This window comes from Chitinophaga silvatica (assembly GCF_003419895.1).
Classification (GTDB): Bacteria; Bacteroidota; Bacteroidia; order Chitinophagales; family Chitinophagaceae; genus Chitinophaga; species Chitinophaga silvatica.
The window spans coordinates 395,484-419,431 of the sequence record NZ_QPMM01000007.1; the positions used below are offsets into that span (position 1 = coordinate 395,484).

General features: G+C 40.9%; 20 protein-coding genes. 13 read left to right on the top strand and 7 right to left on the bottom strand.

Going from position 1 to position 23,948, the window contains the following annotated elements; translation table 11 throughout:
• Positions 1 to 43 precede the first annotated feature (43 nt).
• The 9 genes from DVR12_RS15035 (at position 44) to DVR12_RS15075 (ending at position 11,224) form a co-directional block, all read left to right on the top strand.
• Entirely contained in the window at positions 44 to 724 is a 681-nt protein-coding gene (locus DVR12_RS15035; RefSeq protein ID WP_233522396.1) for a GDSL-type esterase/lipase family protein, read from the top strand.
• Positions 725 to 762: 38 nt separating this feature from the next.
• Entirely contained in the window at positions 763 to 1,215 is a 453-nt protein-coding gene (locus DVR12_RS15040) for a YhcH/YjgK/YiaL family protein (protein ID WP_116976611.1), read from the top strand.
• Positions 1,216 to 1,269: 54 nt separating this feature from the next.
• Positions 1,270 to 1,872 carry an RNA polymerase sigma factor gene (locus DVR12_RS15045; RefSeq protein ID WP_116976612.1) on the top strand — a complete coding sequence of 201 codons (603 nt, stop codon included), beginning with the start codon at positions 1,270 to 1,272 and terminating at the stop codon, positions 1,870 to 1,872.
• Positions 1,873 to 1,926: 54 nt separating this feature from the next.
• Complete coding sequence (locus DVR12_RS15050) at positions 1,927 to 3,117, top strand: FecR family protein (protein WP_116976613.1); 1,191 nt, start codon at positions 1,927 to 1,929, stop codon at positions 3,115 to 3,117.
• Between the two features lie 167 nt (positions 3,118 to 3,284).
• Positions 3,285 to 6,602 carry a TonB-dependent receptor gene (locus tag DVR12_RS15055; protein ID WP_116976614.1) on the top strand — a complete coding sequence of 1,106 codons (3,318 nt, stop codon included), beginning with the start codon at positions 3,285 to 3,287 and terminating at the stop codon, positions 6,600 to 6,602.
• 20 nt (positions 6,603 to 6,622) lie between these two features.
• On the top strand, positions 6,623 to 8,254 hold the full coding sequence (locus tag DVR12_RS15060) for a RagB/SusD family nutrient uptake outer membrane protein (protein ID WP_116976615.1): 1,632 nt from the start codon (positions 6,623 to 6,625) through the stop codon (positions 8,252 to 8,254).
• The gene (locus tag DVR12_RS15065; protein ID WP_116976616.1) at positions 8,238 to 9,413 is read left to right on the top strand and encodes an aryl-sulfate sulfotransferase; all 1,176 of its coding nucleotides are present in this window, start codon (positions 8,238 to 8,240) and stop codon (positions 9,411 to 9,413) included. The genes DVR12_RS15060 and DVR12_RS15065 overlap by 17 nt, the downstream gene beginning before the upstream one ends.
• 46 nt (positions 9,414 to 9,459) lie before the next feature.
• Entirely contained in the window at positions 9,460 to 10,545 is a 1,086-nt protein-coding gene (locus DVR12_RS15070) for a Gfo/Idh/MocA family protein (protein ID WP_116976617.1), read from the top strand.
• 187 nt (positions 10,546 to 10,732) lie between these two features.
• Positions 10,733 to 11,224 carry a hypothetical protein gene (locus DVR12_RS15075; RefSeq protein ID WP_116976618.1) on the top strand — a complete coding sequence of 164 codons (492 nt, stop codon included), beginning with the start codon at positions 10,733 to 10,735 and terminating at the stop codon, positions 11,222 to 11,224.
• On the opposite strand, the gene DVR12_RS15080 is transcribed toward DVR12_RS15075, so the two are convergent.
• Positions 11,207 to 11,593: a helix-turn-helix domain-containing protein gene (locus DVR12_RS15080; protein ID WP_116976619.1), complete on the bottom strand. Its 387-nt coding sequence runs from the start codon at positions 11,591 to 11,593 to the stop codon at positions 11,207 to 11,209. The genes DVR12_RS15075 and DVR12_RS15080 overlap by 18 nt on opposite strands.
• Before the next feature lie 96 nt (positions 11,594 to 11,689).
• On the opposite strand from DVR12_RS15080, the gene DVR12_RS15085 reads away from it, so the two are divergent.
• Positions 11,690 to 12,574: a DUF4349 domain-containing protein gene (locus tag DVR12_RS15085; RefSeq protein WP_116976620.1), complete on the top strand. Its 885-nt coding sequence runs from the start codon at positions 11,690 to 11,692 to the stop codon at positions 12,572 to 12,574.
• An 84-nt stretch (positions 12,575 to 12,658) separates the two neighbouring features.
• On the opposite strand, the gene DVR12_RS15090 is transcribed toward DVR12_RS15085, so the two are convergent.
• Complete coding sequence (locus tag DVR12_RS15090) at positions 12,659 to 13,138, bottom strand: ferritin-like domain-containing protein (protein ID WP_116976621.1); 480 nt, start codon at positions 13,136 to 13,138, stop codon at positions 12,659 to 12,661.
• 109 nt (positions 13,139 to 13,247) lie between these two features.
• Positions 13,248 to 14,054, bottom strand: a complete 807-nt coding sequence (locus DVR12_RS15095; RefSeq protein WP_116976622.1) for an MBL fold metallo-hydrolase — start codon at positions 14,052 to 14,054, stop codon at positions 13,248 to 13,250.
• A 127-nt stretch (positions 14,055 to 14,181) separates the two neighbouring features.
• Between DVR12_RS15095 and xseA the strand changes: the two genes are divergently transcribed.
• Positions 14,182 to 15,606 carry an exodeoxyribonuclease VII large subunit gene (gene xseA, locus DVR12_RS15100; RefSeq protein ID WP_116976623.1) on the top strand — a complete coding sequence of 475 codons (1,425 nt, stop codon included), beginning with the start codon at positions 14,182 to 14,184 and terminating at the stop codon, positions 15,604 to 15,606.
• Positions 15,581 to 15,802, top strand: a complete 222-nt coding sequence (gene xseB, locus DVR12_RS15105) for an exodeoxyribonuclease VII small subunit (RefSeq protein WP_233522397.1) — start codon at positions 15,581 to 15,583, stop codon at positions 15,800 to 15,802. Before xseA ends, xseB begins: the two co-directional genes overlap by 26 nt.
• 54 nt (positions 15,803 to 15,856) lie before the next feature.
• Here the strand turns inward: xseB and DVR12_RS15110 are convergent, their stop codons facing one another.
• Positions 15,857 to 18,055 (bottom strand): TerD family protein, encoded by a 2,199-nt coding sequence (locus tag DVR12_RS15110; protein ID WP_116976624.1) that lies wholly within the window; start codon positions 18,053 to 18,055, stop codon positions 15,857 to 15,859.
• A 507-nt stretch (positions 18,056 to 18,562) separates the two neighbouring features.
• Between DVR12_RS15110 and DVR12_RS15120 the strand changes: the two genes are divergently transcribed.
• Positions 18,563 to 19,576 (top strand): helix-turn-helix transcriptional regulator, encoded by a 1,014-nt coding sequence (locus DVR12_RS15120; RefSeq protein WP_116976626.1) that lies wholly within the window; start codon positions 18,563 to 18,565, stop codon positions 19,574 to 19,576.
• A 501-nt stretch (positions 19,577 to 20,077) separates the two neighbouring features.
• Here the strand turns inward: DVR12_RS15120 and DVR12_RS15125 are convergent.
• From DVR12_RS15125 to DVR12_RS15135, 3 genes are read right to left on the bottom strand one after another with little or no spacing between them, the layout of a single operon-like run.
• A complete protein-coding gene (locus DVR12_RS15125) occupies positions 20,078 to 21,520 on the bottom strand; it encodes a c-type cytochrome domain-containing protein (protein ID WP_116976627.1) in 1,443 nt (480 codons plus the stop codon).
• Entirely contained in the window at positions 21,517 to 22,446 is a 930-nt protein-coding gene (locus DVR12_RS15130; RefSeq protein ID WP_116976628.1) for a sugar phosphate isomerase/epimerase family protein, read from the bottom strand. The genes DVR12_RS15125 and DVR12_RS15130 overlap by 4 nt, the downstream gene beginning before the upstream one ends.
• Before the next feature lie 6 nt (positions 22,447 to 22,452).
• Entirely contained in the window at positions 22,453 to 23,946 is a 1,494-nt protein-coding gene (locus DVR12_RS15135) for a DUF1501 domain-containing protein (protein ID WP_116976629.1), read from the bottom strand.
• Positions 23,947 to 23,948: the final 2 nt, after the last annotated feature.

Consider the following 23,948-nt stretch of genomic DNA (forward strand, 5'->3'; position numbering starts at 1 on the left):
GCACGGGATTTTTTTCTATCTTTTTCGGCTAAACCGAGAATTGATGAAAGGAATTTTGACATTTATGTGTTGTCTGCTGGTAACAGGGTCCTTTGCGCAAACTTATCCGCGTTTTGAGGAAGACATTCGTACAATTCGTAACTACGATAAAATCTACGCTGCTCCAAATAAGCCTATTTTATTTATTGGTAGTTCCTCCATTCGGAAATGGGACGATCTGGAACGTAACTTTGCTTCGTATGTAGTATTGAACAGAGGTTTTGGAGGTGCAGTTACGGAAGATGTCATCCATTATGCGGATGATATCATCTTTCCATATAATCCCAGGCAAATAGTAATTTATGTTGGTGAAAATGATTTGGTGGAAGAAACAGCAACAGCCGACACCATCTTTAACAGGTTTAAAGTCTTATATACAATAATTCGTGAAAAGTTACCAGCAATCCCTATTGTTTATATCTCAATTAAACCTAGTCCAAGCAGGGCTACTTTTTTTGAGAAAGCCAAAGCCGCTAATCTGCTTATCAGTGATTATTTGAAAACTCAGCAACGTGTTGTGTTTGTTGATATTTACCCTAAGATGCTGGATAAAAACGGTAATCCCCGCACCGAACTATTCCTGCAAGATATGTTGCATATGAATAAGTCGGGTTATGCTATCTGGGAAAAAGCAATCAAGCCTTATTTATTAAAGAGGCAAAAGGTATTTCTTCCCGAAATGTAAAAAAAAGTATCTTGCCAGATAATTAAGTCATTTTACTCATGATAATCGACACTCTCCAGAATGCTCAGTTATATTATAAGTTAGGTATTCGTTTTATGAAAGCTTTCGAGTTTTTAGCGCAGAAAGATTTAAAAACGATGCCTAAAGGGAAATACGAAATAGATGAACACATATTTGCCATGGTGAATGAGTATGATACCGTTCCTACCGATAATGAGCAAATGGAAGCGCACAAAAAATATATAGATGTACAGTATATTGTAAGTGGTTCTGAATTGATCGGCCATGATTTTCTACAGGATAAAGTACCTTCAAAGGCTTATGATGCTACTGCAGATTATCAGTTGTTTGCTGAAACTCCTATGTTTTTCTCACGTCTGGAAGAAGGAATGTTTGCTATCTTTTTCCCGACAGATCTGCATATGCCAAATATAATGGTAAGTAAACCAATGCCTGTAAGGAAAGTAGTGATCAAAATAGCAGTTGATTGATAAAGTAGAGAACAGATCTGGTAGATTCCACCAATTATGAAATAGCTACTGCCAATGAACAGTGAACAACAAATGGGCGACCTGTTGCCCAATCTGGATGTTGATAGCCAGTTATGGAACCTGGTGCGCGGCAACGAACAGGAGGCACTTGTTAAATTATACGAAAAACTCTATTTACACCTGGTAAACTATGGCATCCGTATTTCAAATGATGTTGAAATTACAAAGGATGCTATCAATGATCTGTTCCTGGAGTTATGGGATAACAGACATAAACTCCCTGAAGTAGGTAATGTAAAGTCCTATTTGTTTACCTACCTGCGTCGTAAGATCCTGGCGGGTATCCGGTTATCCAAAAAACATAATGAAGCAGCCGGCAAACTGGCCGAAACGGCGGATACACATCAATGGTCGTATGAAGATTATATTGTTGCTATTCAAACTTCTGATGAAATAAGGCAAAAGATCAGTCGTGCGATGGCCAACCTGACACCCCGCCAGAAAGAGTTGATTCAGCTCCGTTATTTCGATGGCCTTAGTATGGAAGAATTAAGCTTACGTACCGGCATTGCTCCCAAAACTGCATATAATACCCTTGCCAGTGCGCTTAAAAGCTTGTCTGTAGAGCTTATAGTACTCCTTCTCCTGATTCGCTAAAAAAAAGTTTGCTTTTTTTTGGGAATAATCCTCACCTTTTTACACTATTAAGTAATGAACCTGGAATTTAACAAGGCGGAAGACTTTTTATTGGATGATTCCTTTCTCCGGTATTGTACCAGAGCAGACCATTCTGCAATACAATATTGGGAGAGCTGGATTCTTGCAAATCCTGAGAAGAAAGTGGTCTTTAATAAGGCCCGGGAATTGTTTCTGCTGATCAATGGCCAGCAAGGGCAATTGGATGCTGCTGTTAATGACTTCAGGGTATTGTTGCAGGAGCATGTAAACCCGCATACTCCCCGTAGGATTGTCTGGTATCGCTGGGCTGCCGCAGCTGCCATATTGGTATTGGCCGGTGCAGGAACCTGGTATACCGTACTAACTAAAAGGCATACCGAAAAGAGCGAAAGTGAGATGATGGCTAAAGCAGATGTAATGCCTGGTTCCCAAAAAGCCCAATTGGTGCTTGGAGATGGAACTACAATTGAGCTCGACTCCCTAAAAAAACAATCTTTGAAAGAAGACGACGGTACACGTATCGATAAAGGAGAAGGTAAGCTGGTTTATGATGCTACCAGGAAGACCGGAGATGCAGTAGTATTCAACACACTAACAACTCCGAGAGGCGGCGAATATCAGTTGGTATTACCTGATGGTAGTATGGTTTGGTTGAATGCGGCTTCCTCTTTGCGCTTTCCAACAAGGTTTACCGGTAACGAACGTACGGTTTATCTAACCGGTGAAGCTTATTTTGAAGTAGCAGCTGAGGCCACTCAACCCTTCAAGGTGCAGTTGGAGAATGGGGCAAAAATTGCGGTGCTGGGCACTTCATTTAATATAATGGCTTATAGTGATGAAAAGGAGATTAATACAACCTTGGTAACCGGAAAGGTAAAGGTTTCAACTGCAAAAGGGAACAGCGTTTTGTTAACACCGGCCCAACAGGCAGTTTTACAAAGAAGCAACAGTGAACTGGCAGTCACTCCTGCCGATATAGATAAAACAATAGCTTGGAAATCTGGCTTGTTCGAATTTGATGACGATGATATTTCATTGGTAATGCGGCAGCTGGCACGTTGGTACGATGTGGATGTGAAATTCACCGGACCCATACCAGATAAGCATTATACTGGATCTATCAGGAAGCAATCCACGTTATCTCAGACGTTACGGATCCTTAAAACGGCTGGGATACAATATAAAATTGAAGGAAAACAAATTGTCGTAGAAGTAAAACAATAACACCAGAAAAAACAGGAACAACAACCAAGATCTTCGTATAACAAACTGACAGACAACAACAAAAAAACCGGAAACGCGGCAACGTTCCCGGTTCGGAATGTCTGGTGGCTACTTATGCGCTTATTTGACGTAAACAGCTAAATGCTCACCAAAAACTTAACAAATCTATGCTATTTAGACATGCTGGCAAACACCCCCGTCGCCCGGTGTTCGCACAAATGCTGAAAGTTATGAAACTAGCCGCTTTTCTGCTGCTGGTACTGGCATTGCAGGTTAGTGCAACCGGTTACTCGCAAAAGCTTACCCTCAACATGCACGATGTAGCATTGTCGAAGGTTTTCAAAGAAATCCGTAAACAAACCGGATACGTTTTTTTCTATAATACTGAAATGCTACAGCAGACAGATAAAGTATCCATTGCTGTAGTACAGGCTGAATTGGAAGATGTTCTGAAAAAATGTCTGATCAACAAACAGCTCAATTATAGTATTGTAGATAATACCATTATTCTTTCTGCCAAAACCCGGGAACAACTGGAAGAAGCTGCAAGGCCTGTAGCTAATATCTCCGTTTTCGGGCAGGTTACAGATGCCAATACCAATGAACCATTGATTGGTGCATCTATTAAACTGAAAGGAACAACCAAAGGTACCAGCACCGATGCTAAAGGAAATTATACTTTACAGATTCCTGACCAGGGAGGCGTTTTAGTTATTTCTTTCGTTGGGTATGAAACCATAGAAAGACCTGTAGCTCAGGCTGGCGCTTTAAACATTAGTCTGAAACCTAAAGCTGTTCAAACAGAAGAACTTGTAGTAGTAGGTTATGGTACTCAGAAAAGAAAGGATGTAACAGGTGCTGTGTCTTCTGTAAGAGTAGGCAATATCAGCGCTAATGTCTCTAAAAATATCAGTGGTGCCATTCAGGGCCGCGTACCAGGCGTTTCTGTTGAATCCAGCAGTGGTGCCCCAGGTGCTGGCTTGGTTATTTCCATTCGCGGATTGAGCACTTTGGGAAATAATACCCCTCTTTATATTATTGACGGAGTGTTTGTAAGCAGCATCGATGGTGTAAGCCCCAATGATGTTGAATCTATTGAAATATTGAAAGATGCGGCTACTGCCAGCATTTATGGATCCCGCGCTGCTAATGGCGTTGTATTGATTACTACTAAAGGCGGTAGAAAAGAAACCCCTCCAAAATTAGATTTAGATACATGGGTAGGCGTTCAATCTATCCCTAAAAGAATGAGCCTCCTCAATGGTGAACAATGGACCAAATTATTACAGGCAAATGTTGGCGGTATTCCCGATTATAACGGTGTTAATACCAACTGGCAGGATGCTATTTTCCGCAATGCTTTAGTAACCCGTACCAATGCAAACCTGAGCGGCGGATCTAAAAACCTTACCTACAACCTGTCTGCGGGCTATCTTAAAGAAGATGGTACCATGATCAATACAAGCTACAATGCCGCCAACTTCCGTATCAAAACTGATTACGAAAAAGGCAGATTACGTATAGGGGAAACAGTGATGATCAAAAGGGGAATAGGACATAATGCTCCTAGTGGTGGCGACCAAACCCATAGTCTTGTTGGTAGCGCCCTGGTTATGCCGGCTACCGTTCCGCTTTATGATGCTACTAACCTCCTGGGTGGATATGGCAGACATGCAAGCTACATGAAGAACCTATCAAATCCTGTTGCCCGCCTCGAAAATATGGACAACAGCAGCAGAGAACTTTCTATCCTTGCTAATGCTTTTGTGGAAGTAAAGCTGATTGAAGGGTTAAAGTATAAATTCAACGTAGGGTTAACAGAAAATCAATCAGGTTCCCGCTTATTTACCGGTGTTTTTGATGATGGTAACTCCGCTAATACTGCTCCTGATCTTTCAGAATCTACTTCTTCTGCCAACTCATGGCTGGTTGAAAATACCCTTAACTACAATAAAAAGTTTGGTAAACATAATATCGACCTGTTAGCTGGCTATACTGCTCAAAAGAATACTTACTCCGGATTCGGTGCATCCCGCGATGATCTGCAACAAGGAACCTCGGTATTAAATGCAGGTTTGGCTACTTCTCAGCAAAATAATGGTAGTGCAAATGCGAATACACTGGTTTCTAAATTCGGTCGTATTCTCTATTCCTATGATTCTCGCTACCTGTTTACTGCTTCAATCAGAAGAGATGGTTCTTCCAGGTTTGCACCAGGATATCAGTATGGTAACTTCCCATCTCTCTCTGTAGGTTGGAATCTGCATAATGAGCAATTCTTTAAAGGCATTGTAAACACCATCAATACCCTGAAATTGAGAGCCAGCTGGGGTAAACTGGGTAACCAGGAAATTGGTAACTACCTCACCCAGAATAGTATCGATAACAGCCTGAATTATGTACAAGGTGGTGTATTATGGCCTGGCATTACCGTAAAAGGTTATGCCTCTCCAACAGATTTATCATGGGAAGAAACTCAGATAATCAATCCAGGACTGGATTTAGGTCTCCTCAACAATAAGTTATTTGTCATTTTTGATATTTTCAATAAGAAAACCAATGGTGTATTGCTGAACGTTCCATTCCCTCCTTCAGTAGGTAAGAGCGGCTCTCCAACCCTGAATGCCGGTTCTATTGAAAATAAAGGATATGAAATTGCTATAGAATATACCGATAGAGCAGGCGATCTGAATTATCGTATTGGCTTAAATGTTTCCCATACTGCCAATAAGATGACCGCCATCAATATCGGTTCCGGACGCCAGGAGTTTGGCGGTATTTCCAGAGCTAAAGTAGGGTACCCTATTGGTTCCTTCTTTGTAGTTCAGACCGGTGGTATCTTCAACACTAAAGAAGAAGTAGCTGCACATAGCAAAAACGGTAAACTGATTCAACCAAATGCTCAACCTGGTGACATTAAGTTTGTTGATTTCAATAATGACGGTATTATCGATAACCAGGACGAACAATATATGGGAAGTCCTTTCCCTTCTGTAACCGGAGGTTTGTCTGCAAATCTGACTTATAAAGGGTTCGATCTGGGTCTTTTCCTCGAAGCTGTTACCGGAAATAAAATCTACAACGGAAGAAGAATCTGGATGGAGAAAATGAAGGAAATTACCAATTTCTCCACCGATGTACTCAATGCCTGGACTCCTGAAAATCACACCAATTTCCCACGATTTACCGTATCGGATTTCAACGTGAATGGTATGGAAAATACCGACAGATGGCTGGAAGATGGTTCTTACCTCCGATTAAAGAGAGTAGAGCTAGGTTATCTTGTTCCTAAGACTATTACTTCTAAATGGGGCATCGAAAGAATCAGGGTATTTGCTTCTGGTGAAAATATTTTCACTGCTACAAAGTATAAAGGCTACAACCCGGATATAGGTGGTGGTTTTGGCGTGAGAGGAATGGATAACTCCTGGGATGTATATCCTTTGTCACGTACTTTCCTGTTTGGTCTAAACCTTACTTTTTAATCGCTTAATGGCAATCCGACATGAAAAAATCTTTTAAATATATTTGTGCTGTTGCAATGCTGGCATCGTTCCTGGCTTGCAATGAAAAAGAATTTCTGAAAACAGACGATCCAAACAGATCTACAGAAGCCTCCTTCTGGAAAAATGAAAATGATGTCAGTGCCGCACTGGCTGCAACATACAGTCCGCTACGCGCCTCTCTTTATGGTTATTGGGGCTCATTTACCGGAATACAGGATATCAATTCCCTGGGCGATGATGTATTTACCATTCCGGGAGAAGAAGCGCCCACCTGGGCTGTAGCCTCCTTTTCCAATAATGAAAATAACGGCGACTTAAGTAGCATTTACAGCGCCCTTTATCAGGGTATTCATAGAGCCAACCTGCTTATCGACAGAATTAAGAAGGTTGATATGAGTGACGAAAAAAAATCGGCTTATGTGGCAGAAGCAAAATTCTTACGTGGACTGGCTTACTTCCTTTTAGCTTCCAACTGGGGGAACGTTCCAATTCGCACAGTGCCTGTTGAAACTACTGATGGTTATGCAATAGAATGTAGTCCTAAAGCTAAAGTTTGGGAACAGGTGGTGAGTGATTTTACTGAAGCCGCAGGTAAATTGCCTGCTGTAAGAGATAGTAAAGAACAGGCCAGAGCTACCAGCGGCGCTGCTATCGCCTACCTGGGTAAAGCATATATTTTCATGGAAGATTATGCAAAAGCAGAAACAACATTCGATCTTCTGTTTAAAGCTCCCTATAACTACGACCTCGTTCCGAATTTTGAAGATAATTTTACTGATAAGAATGAGTATAACAAAGAATCAGTTTTTGAATGGAATTTCTCTCCAATAGGTAACCAATATGGCGCCTGGAGTACAGAAAGTGCCAGTTCGCCAATGTACAACTACCTCCCTCAGTTTATTGGGCCTCCTGCCGGTGGCGGATGGTTTAAATATCTGCCGGGAAATATTGTGGTGACCGAATTTATGAAAGAACCACGACCTGCTGGTTCGGATACTAAATTCGATAAACGTATGTACGCTTCCCTGATGTGGAAACGCTCTACTTTAGGTGAAACTGATGCTACCTGGTATGATAATAAAACGTTTGATGATTTATGGAATTCTGCATGGACAAAAATCAGAAGACTATACCCTGAAACACCAATGGATACCACCACTTATGGCAGGTTCCTGATTAAAAAAGGTACCAGTGCCTGGAGAAGTGAAAAGGATGCAGATAACTATTGGGGACCTACTCCTTCAACTGCAAACCTGAGAATATTCCGTTTTGCAGAAGTGCTTCTGCTCCGCGCGGAAGCAGCCGCAATGAATGGTAACAACGGTAAGGCAATCGGAGATATAAACAGGGTTCGTCAACGTGCCGGATTGATAGATAAACTGGCTGCTGATTTATCTGATAAAGATAAAATCATGGCAGAAATTGATCATCAGAAACTATTGGAACTATTTTTCGAACAAAACAGAGTTTACGATCTGAGAAGATGGCATAAAACAGATCTTGGCGATGTATACAAAGCACATCAAAAACAAGGTGCAAACGGGTTTATGCCTAAACACTATGTTTTCCCAATTCCGGGAGATGAGCTAAAAGCTAATCCAAAAGCAACACAGAATGATTTGTGGAAGTAAAGCATCGAGCAAATTTAATCAGCACCTGATAGCGTTGGCTATCAGGTGCTGGTATTTATTACTGTTTGTAACAGTATTAACCAGTTGTAACAGAAAAAAATCCCGGTCAATACCCTACTGGCTACAGGAAGAATTCAGAGTAGACAGCCTTCAACCAGCTGCTGTTCCTACTGCATTTAAAAAAGGGTATATGTTGCTTAGCCGCCGCGATGAGCCCGGGGTAATCTATTTACTGAAAAGTAACGGCCAGATCGCCTGGTTCCATCAGGTTAAAGGTACCGGCTTTAAAACAGCCCATTTCACTGAAAACAAAACCTTCCTTTGTATTCTGGGAAGTAAAGAATATGCTACCAGTTATGGAAATCAAATCCTGGAAGTAAATCTGAATGGTGATACCTTACTTCATTTACAAAAAGGACAAGGCGATTTTATTTCTAATGCTCATCACGAAGTATTGCTGAAAGGAGAAAAGAATATTGTATTCCTCAACTCTGTTGAAAAGATCGTAGATCTTAGCACTGTAGGCGGAAGCAAAAGCGATACGGTGAAGAGCGATGGTATCCTCGTGCTCGACCGCAATGGCCACAAACAATGGGAATGGTCGGTGTTTCAGGCATTAGATCCATTGTCAGACAAAGATATTCTGAAGTCGAAAACCGACTGGATGCATGCCAATAGCCTGAGTTTCGATAAAGATGGGAATTACCTGATCTCGTTTTACAATAATGGGCAGATTTGGAAATTAGATGCCACCACCGGCAAGGTTATCTGGAAGTTTGGCAGGGAAGGTGATTTCCGTTACCCCGCTACCGCCGATTTTGATATGGGGCACAGTGTTCATATCAACGCTGAAAACGACCTGCTGCTATTCGATAATGGGGTAAGCAGGCAGGCTTCGCAAGCCCTGGCTTTCAGGCTTCAGGAAACCGATAAAACAGCCATGCTAACACTGAAAGTACCCGTTCCTGCCTCCTTATTCAACGATCGAATGGGAAGCGCCTATTTAGTGGGTTCCAATCATTTATTGCTATGCTGCAGCCGGCGGAATACGGTTTTGCTTACCGATAGAAAGGGAGAACCAATTTGGAAACTAAACTGTGCTTTTATTCCCTATAGGGCCGAATTTATTGAGCACGACCAATTACCTGAACTGGAATAATCTTTACAAGCTTGTAATTGCAAATTTCTTTCGCTAGTTTTAGCGGATGCGATACCTTATTGTAATTATTTTATTCCACGTTAGTTTATCATTACAGGCTCAGCAAAAATTACGTTTGGCTGTTGCCGGTACTTCTCATGGTCATGCTGCCTTTATTTTTGGGCGACCCGATAAAGGTGATATAGAAATTGTAGGAATATATGAGCCGGATCCGGCAGTGGCTAAACTGAGAGCCAAACAATTTCATTTATCAGAAAACCTTTTCTACACTGATCTGAATAAAATGCTATTGGCAGTAAAACCTACTGCTGTTGTAGCATTTGGAGATATTAAATCACACCGGGATGTGGTGGCTGCTGCCGCTCCTAAAGGCATTCATATAATGGTAGAAAAACCATTGGCTACAACAGTTGCTGATGCTGAATTTATGGATGCCCTGGCAAAAAAACATAAGGTTCACTTACTGACCGACTATGAAACCAGCTGGTATCCTTCGGTAGCCAAAACTTTTCAGCTGATTAATGATAGTAACTACGTAGGAAAAATTCGTAAAGTAGTGGTGAATGACGGGCATCAGGGGCCTAAAGAAATTGGTTGCGGCCCGGAGTTTCTGAACTGGCTTACAGACCCGGTTTTAAATGGAGGTGGGGCATTGATGGATTTCGGCTGCTACGGAGCTAATATTATGACTGCCTTGGCCAAAAATCGCATGCCTGTTAGCGTTACTGCGGTAGCCCGGCATTTTAAACCAGAAATCTATCCAAAAGTAGAGGATGATGCCACTATACTGGTCGATTATGGCGATATGCAATGCACTATTCAGGCATCCTGGAACTGGACTTTCAGCCGGAAAGACATGGAAGTTTACGGAACTACGGGTATGCTGCTGGCTCCTAATGCAAATACACTGATTCAACGAAATCAATCAGTTAATCATAATGTTTCCGGTACACTCACAGATAAGGATGTTCCGGTGTATACAGACCCCTTTCAGTATTTTATAGCTGTTATTAATGGAAAGGAAATTATGCCGGATTATGGCTTGTATGCTCCTGCCAACAATGTAATTGTAGTGAAGATATTAGAAGCAGCCCGGAAATCGGTAGCTACCGGGAAAACAATAAAACTATGATTTCTATTTATTTATAATTTTATACCGTATAAATACTAACTCAATAAATATTATCTGTTTTTCGTTATTATAAAGAATTTCTATTGAAAAAGAGAAGCTGCGATCTTTTTAGCTGGAGAAGTCGTAACTTAACTAACATTTTGGTAGAGGCGTTGACGTTAATTCTTGTTACTCGAAAACAGGTACTATGAGATTGAATTGTTTAATTATCATTGTTACTGCCATCACCGAGTTTTTATCCCCAGAACCAGTGAGAGCACAGCAAAACCCTAGTTTTGGCACTACTTATCAACAGTTGAGCAGGTTTATAGATACGGCACTTATTCCCATGAAGGCTGGTAGCAATAGTCTTGCATTCTCTTTAAAAGCAGAAATAGATAATGGCGGAACTATAGTTAAACTGGAGTGTTCTACTAACGTGGCCGGAGATATGAAGCCACGCTTATTCAGAATGAAAGACCTAGATATAAAATGGAATAAATTCACCGGCAAAACAGGAAAGTATTACGTTATTATCCCTGTTTATTTTATAGTTGAACATGCCTCTGGAAAAATTCTTCTGAATTCAAAAACTGAATTTACTAATGGTTTTTATTTTGATGATGGTGATCTTTTTGATAATAAAGCCCTCAACAACTACTATTTTTTAAAACCAATTTACCTACAACGCTACTTCTAAACTTTTAGCCCGGTACTGACCCGGTGTATAACCCGTAAATCGCTTGAAAAATTTAGTGAAATTGGAATTGTCGTAAGTTAAACGATTCGCAATTTCTGTGATACTTAATGTTGTATTATCCAATAAATTTTTGGACGCTGTTAAAATTCTTTCTTCAAAAAAGAAACAAGGCGCCTTACCTGTATGTAACTTAATTGTATTACTTAAATGAACCGGATGAATATGCATGATACCTGCAATGTCTTTGATGTGATACATCACGTCTGTTTCTCCGGCAACAATTGAGGTGATATGCTTTTCAATTTCCTCTATAAACTGTGTTGTAATTTCAGCTTTCCGGGATTGATATTTTTTCGGGAGAAGAGCCATTTAAATTTTTTTTTACAAAGTTAAGGGAAATTGACTTTAACATTTTGTAAAGGTTACCTTTGGTATCCTCACCGGATTATAGGAAAATCATCTGATATGCGTTATCCTATTCTGTATTTAATTCCACTCTTCCTATTAGCTGCCTGCGGCCGATCTGCCTATAATGATGAAAGGGCCCCGGCAGGCAATTCGCAGGAAACCAGCGACAGTTACCTGACTTCTGCCGATTCGGTTTCATTCTCCAATAATCTTCAGGATATCAGAAGCGCTTCGCGTAAGCGTGTACGAACGGCCGATTTAAGCTGTAATGTAAATGATGTTGCAGCCAGTACTTTTGCCATCGAATCAATAATTACAAGAACTGGTGGTATTACCAGAGAGAGTATTATAAAAAATGAAACATATACCACTAAAGACCTTCCTTATACTGCCGATTCTCTGAAACGGGTAGTACTATTCACGCCAGTAGCTACTCTTAATGTAAGAGTGCCAGTAGCCAGTTTGGATACTGTTGTCAGGGCAATTACCGATATGGCTACTTTTATTGAGCATCGTACGCTTAAAGAAGATGACAAAACATTGCAATATCTGACTAATGCACTTAGAAATGAAGCACAGGCGAAACGAGGAACTGTAGTGGCAAAACCGAAAGACAGTACCATACAGGTAGCTGAATATAATGAAGCTAAAGATAATACTGTAATAGATAGGCGTATGAACAATCTGGCAATTCTGGATGATGTAGCTTATGCCAATTTTTCTATCCAACTATTTCAGCCTCAGGTAGCCAAAGTATATACAGTTGTGAATCCTGATCATTTAAACAGAGCAGGATTTGGAACCGAGTTATTAACCTCTCTGCGTGCCGGAACTACTGCACTTAGAAATACGCTATTGTTTTTTGTTGAAATATGGCCATTCGTATTGGTAGCAATTGCAGGATGGATTGTATTCAGAAGATTTCAAAAGGCAAGGGCTTAATATAGAATTGGGATGTATCAAAAGTATTTCTGATGGTGAAGATTACCAGATTACCTTCAGATCACTTTCGATACATCCTCATAATCATACGGGTTCTCCATAATCTTTTACATCATTGTAATAGGCTTTGATCCGGTCTAAAGACGCTTTTAATGCGGCTTTTTCTTCCACAAGAATCAGACGGATATTAGCTGGAATTTCTTTATGTTCGAGCGCGGATTTATAGGCACGCTGGGCAGCTTCTTCACCGGTTACACAACTCGAAAGTATTGATTTTACATCGGTGCCTGAAAATGCAGATTTTATATCCATCCAGGTACGATACAATTTTCCTGCAGCTGTAGTACCGGTTTCCATAGTACCGCCTGCTGCCTGAACTTCTACCCCTAATGTATTTCTGTATTCTCTGCTATCATTGATCATTGTCATAAAAAGTTCCTTGATCACCGGGTCGGCATTTTTGATTTCTTTAATAGCTTTTTCGTAGCCGGCAATTCGATCGTTGTTAATAGCTATGAGGTCGTTCAATACTTCATTGGTAATAGTGGTTGTTGGTGTTTCCATATGAAAGGTTTTAATCATTATAGCCGGGCCATAAATGATGCCAATGCCAACCTATGGAATAGTAGAGGCTTGTAACTGTTACAGTCTGCTAGTCGTTTTGTGGAATAGTTTAAACACTCTGAGGTTGCTGGGCTGCTTCCTTTAGCCGTTCTGCGAAAATTTGATAAATTGCAGTTTCCTGGTACCTGGAAGCCACCACTATTTCTGTTCCGGCTGCATGTTCGTTAAACAGGGATTGCACCAGTTCAGGATTATTATTATCTCTGGAAAGATGGGATAACAAAAGATGGCTCATAAATGGAGGACGATGCATTGTAAATACTTCTAAAGCCTGCCGGTTGGATAAGTGACCTTTTCCTCCTCTGATTCTGTTTTTAAGAAAATAAGGATAGCGTCCTTTCTCCAGCATCTCTTCGTCATAATTTGCTTCAAGAAATGCCGCATGGCATAATTTGAAATGTCGGATCAACTCTTCACACGGAATGCCTATATCTGTAAATACACCAATAGTAACCTGGTTACCACTTACGATGAAGCTATGAGGTTCGGCGGCATCATGATTTTTGGGGAATGCCGTTACCGTTAATGGTCCTATTTCAACAGGCTCAAATGCCGAAAATGAAACTACCTGGCGGGTATCAAGATTTAAACCTCCATGTTCGAGTGTACTGTTGGTAATATAGACAGGCAATCTGTATTTTTTGGCCAATACAGTTACTCCTTTGATATGATCGGTATGTTCGTGGGAAATAAATATCGCTTTTACCCGTAGCATCGATAAGCCCAATCTGGCCATTCGTTTCTCCGTTTCTCTGCAGGAAATACCCGCATCTATCAATACTGCCGAATCTTCATTGCCAATGTAATAGCAATTCCCGTTACTTCCCGAATTCAATGATGTGATAAAAAGCGACATGCGGGCAAAGTTAATGTTTCTGTTAAGTATCTCCCAAAGTCGCAAAGTTTTTTTGAATGAAAAAGAATCCTGAAAAAATTCTTTGCACCTTTGCCAGAGAGAATCTACGTATCTTTACCACCTTGATATGCACACGTTTTCGTCCATAAAACTTTCGGAACTCACCGGAAAGATTCAGCAGGTATTGCAGGCAGCTTTTACCTCCCAAACATATTGGGTGGTAGCCGATATTACCAACTATTCCTTCTACCGGCAGAAAGGGTATCACTATTTCGATTTGGTGGAGAAAGACGAAAACGGAAATGGTATTGTTGCTAAAGTTTCCGCTGTAGCCTGGGGTACGGGCACCGAACGTATCAAGGAATTTGAAATTGTAACGGGTCAACAGTTTAAGAATGATATTCATGTGTTGATTAAAGTTTCCGTGAGCTTTCACCAGGTACATGGATTGCAGATTTCATTGCTGGATATTGATACCAGTTTTACAATTGGGTTGCTCGAACAACAGAAACAAGCCACTCTTCTTAAACTGGTAACCCAGCATCCCGATTTTATCCGGCAGGATGGCAACAGATATATAACCAGAAATAATCAATTGAAGCTGGGAGAAGTAATTCAACGCATCGCCATTATTTCTTCAGGTAATTCGGCCGGCTACCAGGATTTCAGGCATACCCTTGAACACAACCACTTTGGATATACCTTCCTGGTAGATCCCTATTTTACCGTGGTGCAGGGAGAAGCGATGGCAGAATTGATCCAGCAACGCCTGGTAGACATCTATCAAAGCGGAATTGCCTATGATGCTGTAGTCATCATCCGGGGTGGGGGAGCCCAAACCGATTTCCTACTTTTCGATACGTTTCTTGTGGGCAGAGCTGTAGCCAAATTCCCTATTCCGATTATTACGGGAATTGGGCATCAGAAAAATGAAACTATAGCCGATCTGATGGCGCATAGTCCTACTAAAACCCCAACCAAGGCGGCTGAAATGATCATCGCCCATAATAGAAACTTTGAAGAAAAACTGGTTCAGCTAAGGCAACAGATTATTATCAGGGCGCAGCAACTGTTTTCAAGGAATTTTCAGGAATTAGCGCAGTTACAGGGCACTATTATCAATACCACAAAAGATTTGCTGGCCGAACATAAGGAAAGCATTCAGGAACATCAGCATACTATAGTGCATACCAGCCGGTTAATGCTGTTGCATAAACAACAGGAAGTGTTATCGGTTTCCGGTGCTATGCTGGCCAAACCTCAATTGTTGGTAGCAAGGCGATTGAATGAAATTGAGAACATCATCACTAAATTTCGTTCCTCAACCAGGCTATTTATGCAGCAGAAGCAATCACAGATAACACATTTTGAATCATTATGTCAGTTAATGAATCCTGAACATCTTCTGAAGCGTGGGTTTGCACTGATTTATCAGGATGGAAGAGTTATAGGGAATGCATCAACCTTAAATGAAAAAAGTAAAATAGAAATACAGATGATAGATGCCAGGTTAACTGCCACTATCAATGAAAAAAATAATAATCATGAATGAAGAATTAACTTATGAATCGGCTTATACGGAGCTACAATTAATTGCATCTGAGATCGAGAATGAAGAGGTGTCGGTGGACTTGCTCTCCGAAAAGGTAAAAAGAGCAGCAATATTGATAGCTTTTTGTCAGCAAAAGCTGCGGGCTACAGAGTCGGAGGTCAATAATATTATCAAACAGATGGAAGGTGGAAAATAGAATCGGGTTACCACCCGGAAGTGGCAACCCGATAGGTTAACAAATTTGATTTGCTTAATCAATCAGTAGAGTACTTACTGCCGCACTGTTTCTTCCCCAACTCAATGTATAAACTTCATCTGCTTCTGCTTCAGGCACTATTTTAAGTTGTTGCGCCCTGGCTTTCATTTCCAGCAGTTCGCCTATCGTCAATTTGTATTTTAGTTTGTTGATCAACGATTTTACTCTCGAATGTTCGAGTGTAAAGATGGTTTGTCCATCAAATGGTATTTCTGCCCATATGATTTCGCATGATTCAACATCCAGTACGCCGAATACCAATCCTTTTTGCAGGGGTTGAGTAATCTGAATCATATGCTGAACACATGATGGGTCGTATGCCACCCCACGGTCGGTTAGTTGAATCGGGTAATGATCATTCATCCAACCAACTTTTACAGTCGGAACCAGATCTCCGTTTGTAAATGCATTGCAGGCAAATACAACATATTGAGCATGTTTTTGCAGTTCACTTACCTTTATTCTGATATATTCAGCTGCACCTGCCTCATTTGGAATTCTTTGAATATCACCACTGTGCTTACAGCCGGTAGTTTGAAGATTTCCATAATAGCATGCAGAGGTCAGATGATCTCCGAGTATCAGGCAGCTAAGGTCCATATCCATATGCTGGGCAGGTAATCCTTCTCCCCAATGCATGAAGAGTGTGATTTCATTGCCTTGTAATTTGAATCTTGAACCAGCTTCCACCGGATTTATATTCTGTTTATTGGCACTTCTGTCGCCGATTGGCAGTGGCATCGTATAGAGTTCTGGTGCTATATAAATGCTGTTGCCGGTTGCCGGAATTTCAGAAAATCTTCTTGTCATTTCATTGGCACATATACGATTTACCATTTTAGGCATTTCTTTGATGTGATCTTCGTCATGCAGTGCCAGCAATGGATGAGCAGGAATTTCCTTGGTAATGCTTCCCAGTGGTTTTACACTGCGGATTACTGATTTATCGAAATAATAGGGTGCATACATTTGCAGCGACAATAGTATTCGTGCTGGTACTTTATGTGCTATTTCGGCAAAAGCTTCGCATACCAGGTCTTCACGGAACCAAAGCAGATTCGCAAACAGGCTTCTGGCAAATAATCCGGGGCGTTCCTGAAGTTTGGCTAATGTAGCGGAAGTATTATAAGCTCTTCTGAAGGTATCTACCTCGCCTTGCCAAACAGTATAATCTTCGCGGTAGAAGACATCCAGCAACGTTGCCAGTTTCTCAAAACCTTTGCGCTTTGCATATTCTGGTAAACGTAATGCCCGGATAAATCTAACCCACATTTCCCGCTGCGGATGCATGTTTTCACACATCGCCTGAATATTCATCGGCAAGTTGTTGATCCATTCTGCCACGCGTCTGCAATCCTGCCGATTATATTTAAGCTTCAGCTGATCGTGGTAGATCGATTTAAGTGTAGGCGCCATCACGGAAAGCCGACGAATAACAGTTTTTACACTGGCTACCTGTAAATTTCCGGTACGTTTATACCACAGATATCTCAGGATATCTTTAGGGGTAGTAAACAGTTCGTTGGCCCTGTCTTCCTGCTGAAGCTGAATCAGAATATCTACCACTTTTACAATGGTTTCCTTCATACCTATTGTAACCTCGGGTAATGGAAAAACTTGCAGTAAACTGGTAAGGTCATCTATTCGTCCTGCGTCCAGTGGTGTTTTGGATGCCAGGAGTTGTGACAGGTAGGATTGGGCCTCTTTTTCTGTCCATAGATCCAACACTCTCAATTTGCTACCTTGCCCATAATTCAGCTTATCAGAAAATTCGAATGGAGTACCACAGTAAGGGCAACCATTATACCTGTTCAATGGAAAGGTATCTGGTGCAATGTAATGCCCACATGGCATTTCGGTACCGGCTTTACCATATAGTTGATTGAAATAGTTAATAAGGTAATGCCATCTGTGAATGGTTATGGGTTCTTCCCAATTTTTGATTAATGGGGCCCAGTTGACATTAGTGGCCATTACTTTGGAGAAAACCTTTTTAATTTCTTCTAACCAGGTGGTATCGCATTTACCTAATACGTCCAATAATGCCGGGGTTACGCCAAAGCCAAGTTGGGATAAGTCAACAATGAAATTACAAACATCAAGGGATGCAATAGCTTTGGGGTTATTATTCAAAGCAACAGACGGAATTAGAATGGCGCGTTGGCGTAGCCCTGTGGCAATTATTTGTTTCATAACAATTAGTATTTTACCAGATAATCCTGATGCTATTTATCTTGGTTTTTTAGAAGTAAGCAACAGTTGACCTTAGTATTAGTAAGCAGGCTGGAATTGAACCAACTAAAACCCATCGTCTGCTTTAAGATTTACCAGATAATTCTGTTGCTATACAAGACAGGTAAGAAGTAAGCAACAGTTGACCTTAGTATTGTAAAGCAGGTTGGAATCGAACCAACTAAAACTCCTCTTCTGCTTTAAAACTTATCCTGATAATCCTTTTACTATTTTCCCTAAATGAAGTAAGTAAAAGTTGACCTGGATTTTGTTTGCCAGCGTTTTGATCCGTTGACAATGCAAATATGCAAATGCATGTACGCAATGCACTTGCGTAGTAATAATGTTTTTTAAAATATTTTTAGATTGATTGATATTGAAGTAGTTGTGTTGAAAATTTTTCTTGACATTTTCCATCTACGCAAGTATATTGCGTAGATGTTTTTTTATTTTGAATAAAATCAACCTATGTCAATAAATAAATTGGCCTTAATCAGATATAAAACAATAGATCAGTGTTTGCGTAACCGTTATAGAAAATGGACCCTGGAAGATCTCATCGAAAAAGTAGGGGAGGTATTATATGACTACGAAGGCATCAGTACCGGCGTTAGCAAACGCACCATCCAGGCCGATATTCAGATTATGCGAAGCGACCGCCTTGGATACAATGCCCCCATCATCGTAAAGGATAAGAAATACTACGCCTACGACGATCCCAACTACAGCATCACCAATAGCCCCATTAGCGAAGCGGATCTCGATAAATTTAAAGAAATAGTTGGAGTACTGAAAGAACTCAACGGATTCCAATACTTCGGCGATATGAGCGAAACAATTACCCGACTCGAAAGCAATCTGAATACCGAAAAAGGAACTCAAAATTGCATTCAATTCGAAAATAATCATCAACTCAAAGGCCTTTCATTTATTAATACCCTTTATCAATCTATCCTCAATAAAAAAACATTACTCATTACCTATCAATCATTCACTGCAGTTCAACAAACAGAATTTCTTTGTTATCCCTACCTGCTAAAAGAATATAGAAACAGGTGGTTTCTTATAGTAAAATGCAAGGGCGTAAACATGCTTATGACAATGGCGCTCGACAGAATCATCAGCATTCAGGAAAAACCCAAAGAGAAGTATATTGCCTACAATGGAATTCCATTTGAAGAATATTATAGCGATCTTATCGGAGTCTCCAAATCAGAAAAAGATCTGGCAAAGAAAATTGTATTACAAATTGATAAATCAAACGCTCCCTATGTAATTACCAAACCATTACATGCTTCACAAAAAGTACTAAAAAAAGAAACTGATGGTAGTATTATACTCAGTATCCACGTGGTGGTGAATTTTGAATTGGAAAGAGAAATTTTAGGATTTGGGGAACATATTAAAGTACTGTCACCTTCTTATTTAGCCACCCGCATCAGCAAAAGACTGCTACGGGCAGCAATAATCTATAAAAAGTAACTTGAGTGGAATTATTGAGTACAATTTTCGTGATTGTTCTTGTTGGATAAGGCGAATATTGACTTCAGTTTAAAGGATTAGCTTCACTTTGCCATTGGTAGGGCAGGGGCAAGCCCAATGCTATTAAGTTAAGGAAAGAGGTTTCATGGTTTATAGATATCTGATAGTTGGATTTATTTTCTGTGGCTATCGGCAGGGCGGGGGCAAGCCCCGCCCCTACAGGGTTTCATCAATATTATGTTTTCATCTGGTAGGCAAATATCATGTTGAAGTCAATCATTTAATTTCAATTCTATTAAGAAATAAATCTACAATATAAAAATCAACATTTGATGAAACCCTGTAGGGGCGGGGCTTGCCCCCGCCCTGCCTACGGTAAATGATGTTTGTCCACCATTATAGAACCTATGAGGAATAGAAATTAATTCAAAATAAATTTCCTTAACTTAATAGACCAAACCACAACATAATCTCTTCGCAACTTTCCGAGGAAAATGAAAGCTACTTACCCTGCTCCTTATGGTAAACCAAGGTATCAGTAACCAGCTTTGCTAAACTAATATTACCCGTATCTATTTTCAGTGTAGGTAATTTCGTCTGTAAGTCCTGTATGGCCACAGTAGGAACAGACGAACCAGCCAGGTAAAGTTGTTGCAACGATTTACTCTTACTCAACCCTTTTAAATCGGCATTTTTTAATGCATTGTCTGATAAATTCAGGTATTTGAGTTGTTGGCAGGATGATAATCCATTTAAAGTACTACCAGATATTTTTGTCTGTTTTACATTCAATCTGGTAAGTTGAGTCAGTTGTGCAATTGTCGTAAAAGCACTGTCAGTAATCTTTGTACCGGATAAATCCAGCCAGATCAGTTGAGATTTCAATGGTAGGAGCAGGGCTACATCTGCATTATCAAAATCATTGGCATTTATACAGGTAATCGATATAAAATTATTTTCTTCCCCAACTGCCAAAACCTTTACACCTTTTTGAATAAGTGCCTGAATTGCATTTATATCTGCTTTGGCAACTGATTGTTCGGGAACAAAGGCATTATGCATAATGTTGCCACCTCCTTGCATTCCCTCCAAAACAGCTGTTATAATCGGCGTTTTAGACAGGTCTTTTACTTTCTTTCCGGTTGGCGCTCCCTGTGCTATCCACCATTGTAATAAGGCCAGTTCATTCGGACTTACACCTGGTTTTCCTTTAGGAGGCATTCTATGTTCATCATTTTCCGGTAATAATAACCGCTTGAATAACTCACTCATTTCCGGCATACTGTCTTTTAGTACAGGCCCGTGTTCGCCTCCTTTACGGATCAGTTCTACCGATTCAAGTCTTAAACCTCCTTTAAGCTTCTGCGCATTATGGCAACTGTAACAGCGATTGGATAATACCGGTTGTACCAGATCTTCATACACCCTGGCATCTGCGATATCGGTATAGTTATTTTGTGCAGCACCTGATTTCTTATTACCGATCAACTTACGTAATCCACCGGGCATTGCCTGTGAAAGATAATCATCTCCATGTGTCAGGCTTCCTCCATAATGGCCTGTAATACTTAGTAGCAATGCAATAATGATTATACCGGGTAATTGCCATTTTTTTAGCTTTTCCCATTTGGTATAGAGCAAATAAAGTGTCAGGCTACTAACGGCAACGGCTATTCCGAGATACTGGTGAATACTTAAAATTCCATCTTCATATCCACCATCAAGCGATAACAGGTAACCGGTAAAACAACTGCAAACTGCTGAAATAAAACCTGCCAGCAGTGTAACCGGTATAGCGGCTTTCAGATTTTGCCATTGCTGCCGCCTTGACAGTAAAGCCAATACCAATGCAAGTAATAATATTCCGATAGGCAGATGCACTAACAACGGGTGGGAGCGACCTATTAGCTGTTGCCAGCTACCTTGATTTATTTGTAAGTTCATTTGCTGGCGTATCGTTTTTTGAGCTGTTGCAACATATAGACATTTATATCCCACTGATTAGCTACTGGTTGCCGTGTATAGGGAAGGGCAGGCAGATAATCTGCTGGCCCGAATTCTGTCAGAAAAGTCAGTGGTTTTCCGGCCTGTCGATGTAGCGCAACCACCTGATCCCACCAGCTGAAATGTGCTTTTACAGTGTTCTCCCACTCAGGAGCCCGGGGATCATTCACCTGCGGGCCTTCGGGATGGCCTATTCGTGCATGTATATGTGAGGTTCTGGCTAATGCTTTTTCTACGGTGGCTGTTTGATCCTGCAACAAACTTTCATGCACATTGCACCAATGCGAAATATCCAGCGTTAAGCGTAAATCTGGTTTTGCTTCTATGAATTGCCGGGCTATATGTGCTGCAAACAACATTCGCGACCTATGGGTTTCATGGTACACCGGAATACCTGTTTGTTTGCTTATCTGATTGCTAAGATCAATTATTTTACAATTTTGCTCAAAGTTGAAATAATCTCTTCCACTATGGCAATTTATGTATAATGGTTTTACCTCCTGGTTACTGGTGGCAGCTCTGAGCATTGTTTCGAACTGTTGCAGGTGTTGCTGGAAATTACTGTCGTACCCTGCTGCCAGGTATCCAACTTTCATATTTTGTTCTTTCAATGCTGCAAAGAGTGCTTTCCTTGCGGCTTCATCTGTTGGCCACCATACTTCAATGCCATCATATCCGGCTTCCCTGGCCATTTTACAAAAGTCGCTGATAGACCCGTTATATCCCCAGTTCGTAGCCAGTACTATTAATTCAAATCCTTGCCTGGATGGTTGAGCCAGTGCTTCAAAAGCCGGTAAATTAGGAAGACATAAGGCCGCACCTAAAGTGGCTGATTGTTTAAGAAAATTTCTTCTTGGATTGGTCATGTATACTTAGCTTAATATCGATGTAATTACTTTACCACTGGTGTCTGTAAGCCTGAATGGGCGCCCTTGGAATTGATAGGTGAGCTTTTCATGGTCGAAGCCTAATTGTTGCAGGATCGTGGCATGGATATCATTCACTGATACTTTTCCTTTAATAGCAGAATATCCAATTTCATCTGTTTCTCCATAGGTATACCCTTTTTTGATACCTGCACCTGCCATCCACATTGTAAAAGCATCTACGTGATGATCGCGGCCCATGAATGGCATATCTTTACCATCCCTGTTTTCCTGCATTGGGGTTCTTCCAAATTCTCCTCCCCATACCACTAGCGTTTCATCCAATAATCCGCGTTGTTTTAAATCTATTAGTAATGCGGCCACCGGACGATCTATTTCTCTGCATTTGTTCCTGAAACCGTAATCAATCGCATCTCCTTCACCGGTTCCATGAGTATCCCATCCCCAATCATATAGCTGAACAAATCTAACTCCGCTTTCTACCAGTTTTCTTGCTAATAAACAATTGTTGGCAAAAGATTCTTTTCCGGGTTTGGTGCCATATAATTCATGTATGTATTCCGGTTCTTTACTAATATCCATTACTTCCGGAACAGATATTTGCATCTTAAATGCCAGTTCATATTGCGAAATACGGGCAATAGTTTCTGGATCACCGAATGAATCATATTCCTGCTTATTTATATCGTTAATCGCCTGAATCGATGCTTTCCTGAGGTCTCTGTTCATCCCATCCGGATCGGATAAAAACAATACTGGATCGCCTTGCGTACGACATTGTACGCCCTGGTATACAGAAGGCAAAAAACCACTGCCCCATACACTCTTACCTGCATCGGGAGTTTTACCTCCGGAGGTCAGTACTACAAAGCCTGGTAGATTACTATTTTCGGAGCCTAAACCATATGTAGCCCATGATCCGATGCTTGGTCGACCTAACCTTGCACTTCCGGTTTGCATCAGCAATTGTGCAGGGCCATGGTTGAACTGATCGGTTTGAACGCCTTTCAGAAAACTGATTTCATCGGCCATGGTAGCCAGATGTGGCAGATGGTCTGAAATCCAGGCACCCGACTCTCCACGTTGTTTAAACTCGGCCTGTGGACCAAGCATCTTAGGTACTCCACGAATAAATGCAAATGTTTTTCCTTCTAAGAGTGAGGGTGGGCATAGTTGATTATGCAATTTGTGCAAAACTGGTTTGTAATCAAATAGCTCTAGTTGGGAAGGTGCTCCTGCCATGTGAAGGTAAATTACACTCTTTGCCCTCCCCGGAAAATGAGGTGCCTTGGGGGCCATAGGATCGGTAATCATGGCAATATTTTGCGCTGTAGTTGGCTTATTAACACAACCGATCAAAAATGAGCCCATAGCTGCAGCTCCTAAGCCGGTTACACAATCGAGCAGGAAATGCCGTCTGGTAACATATTTTAGCTGCTCTTCATTTGCTTCCTTAAACAATTTATGGTAGGCGGTCATAA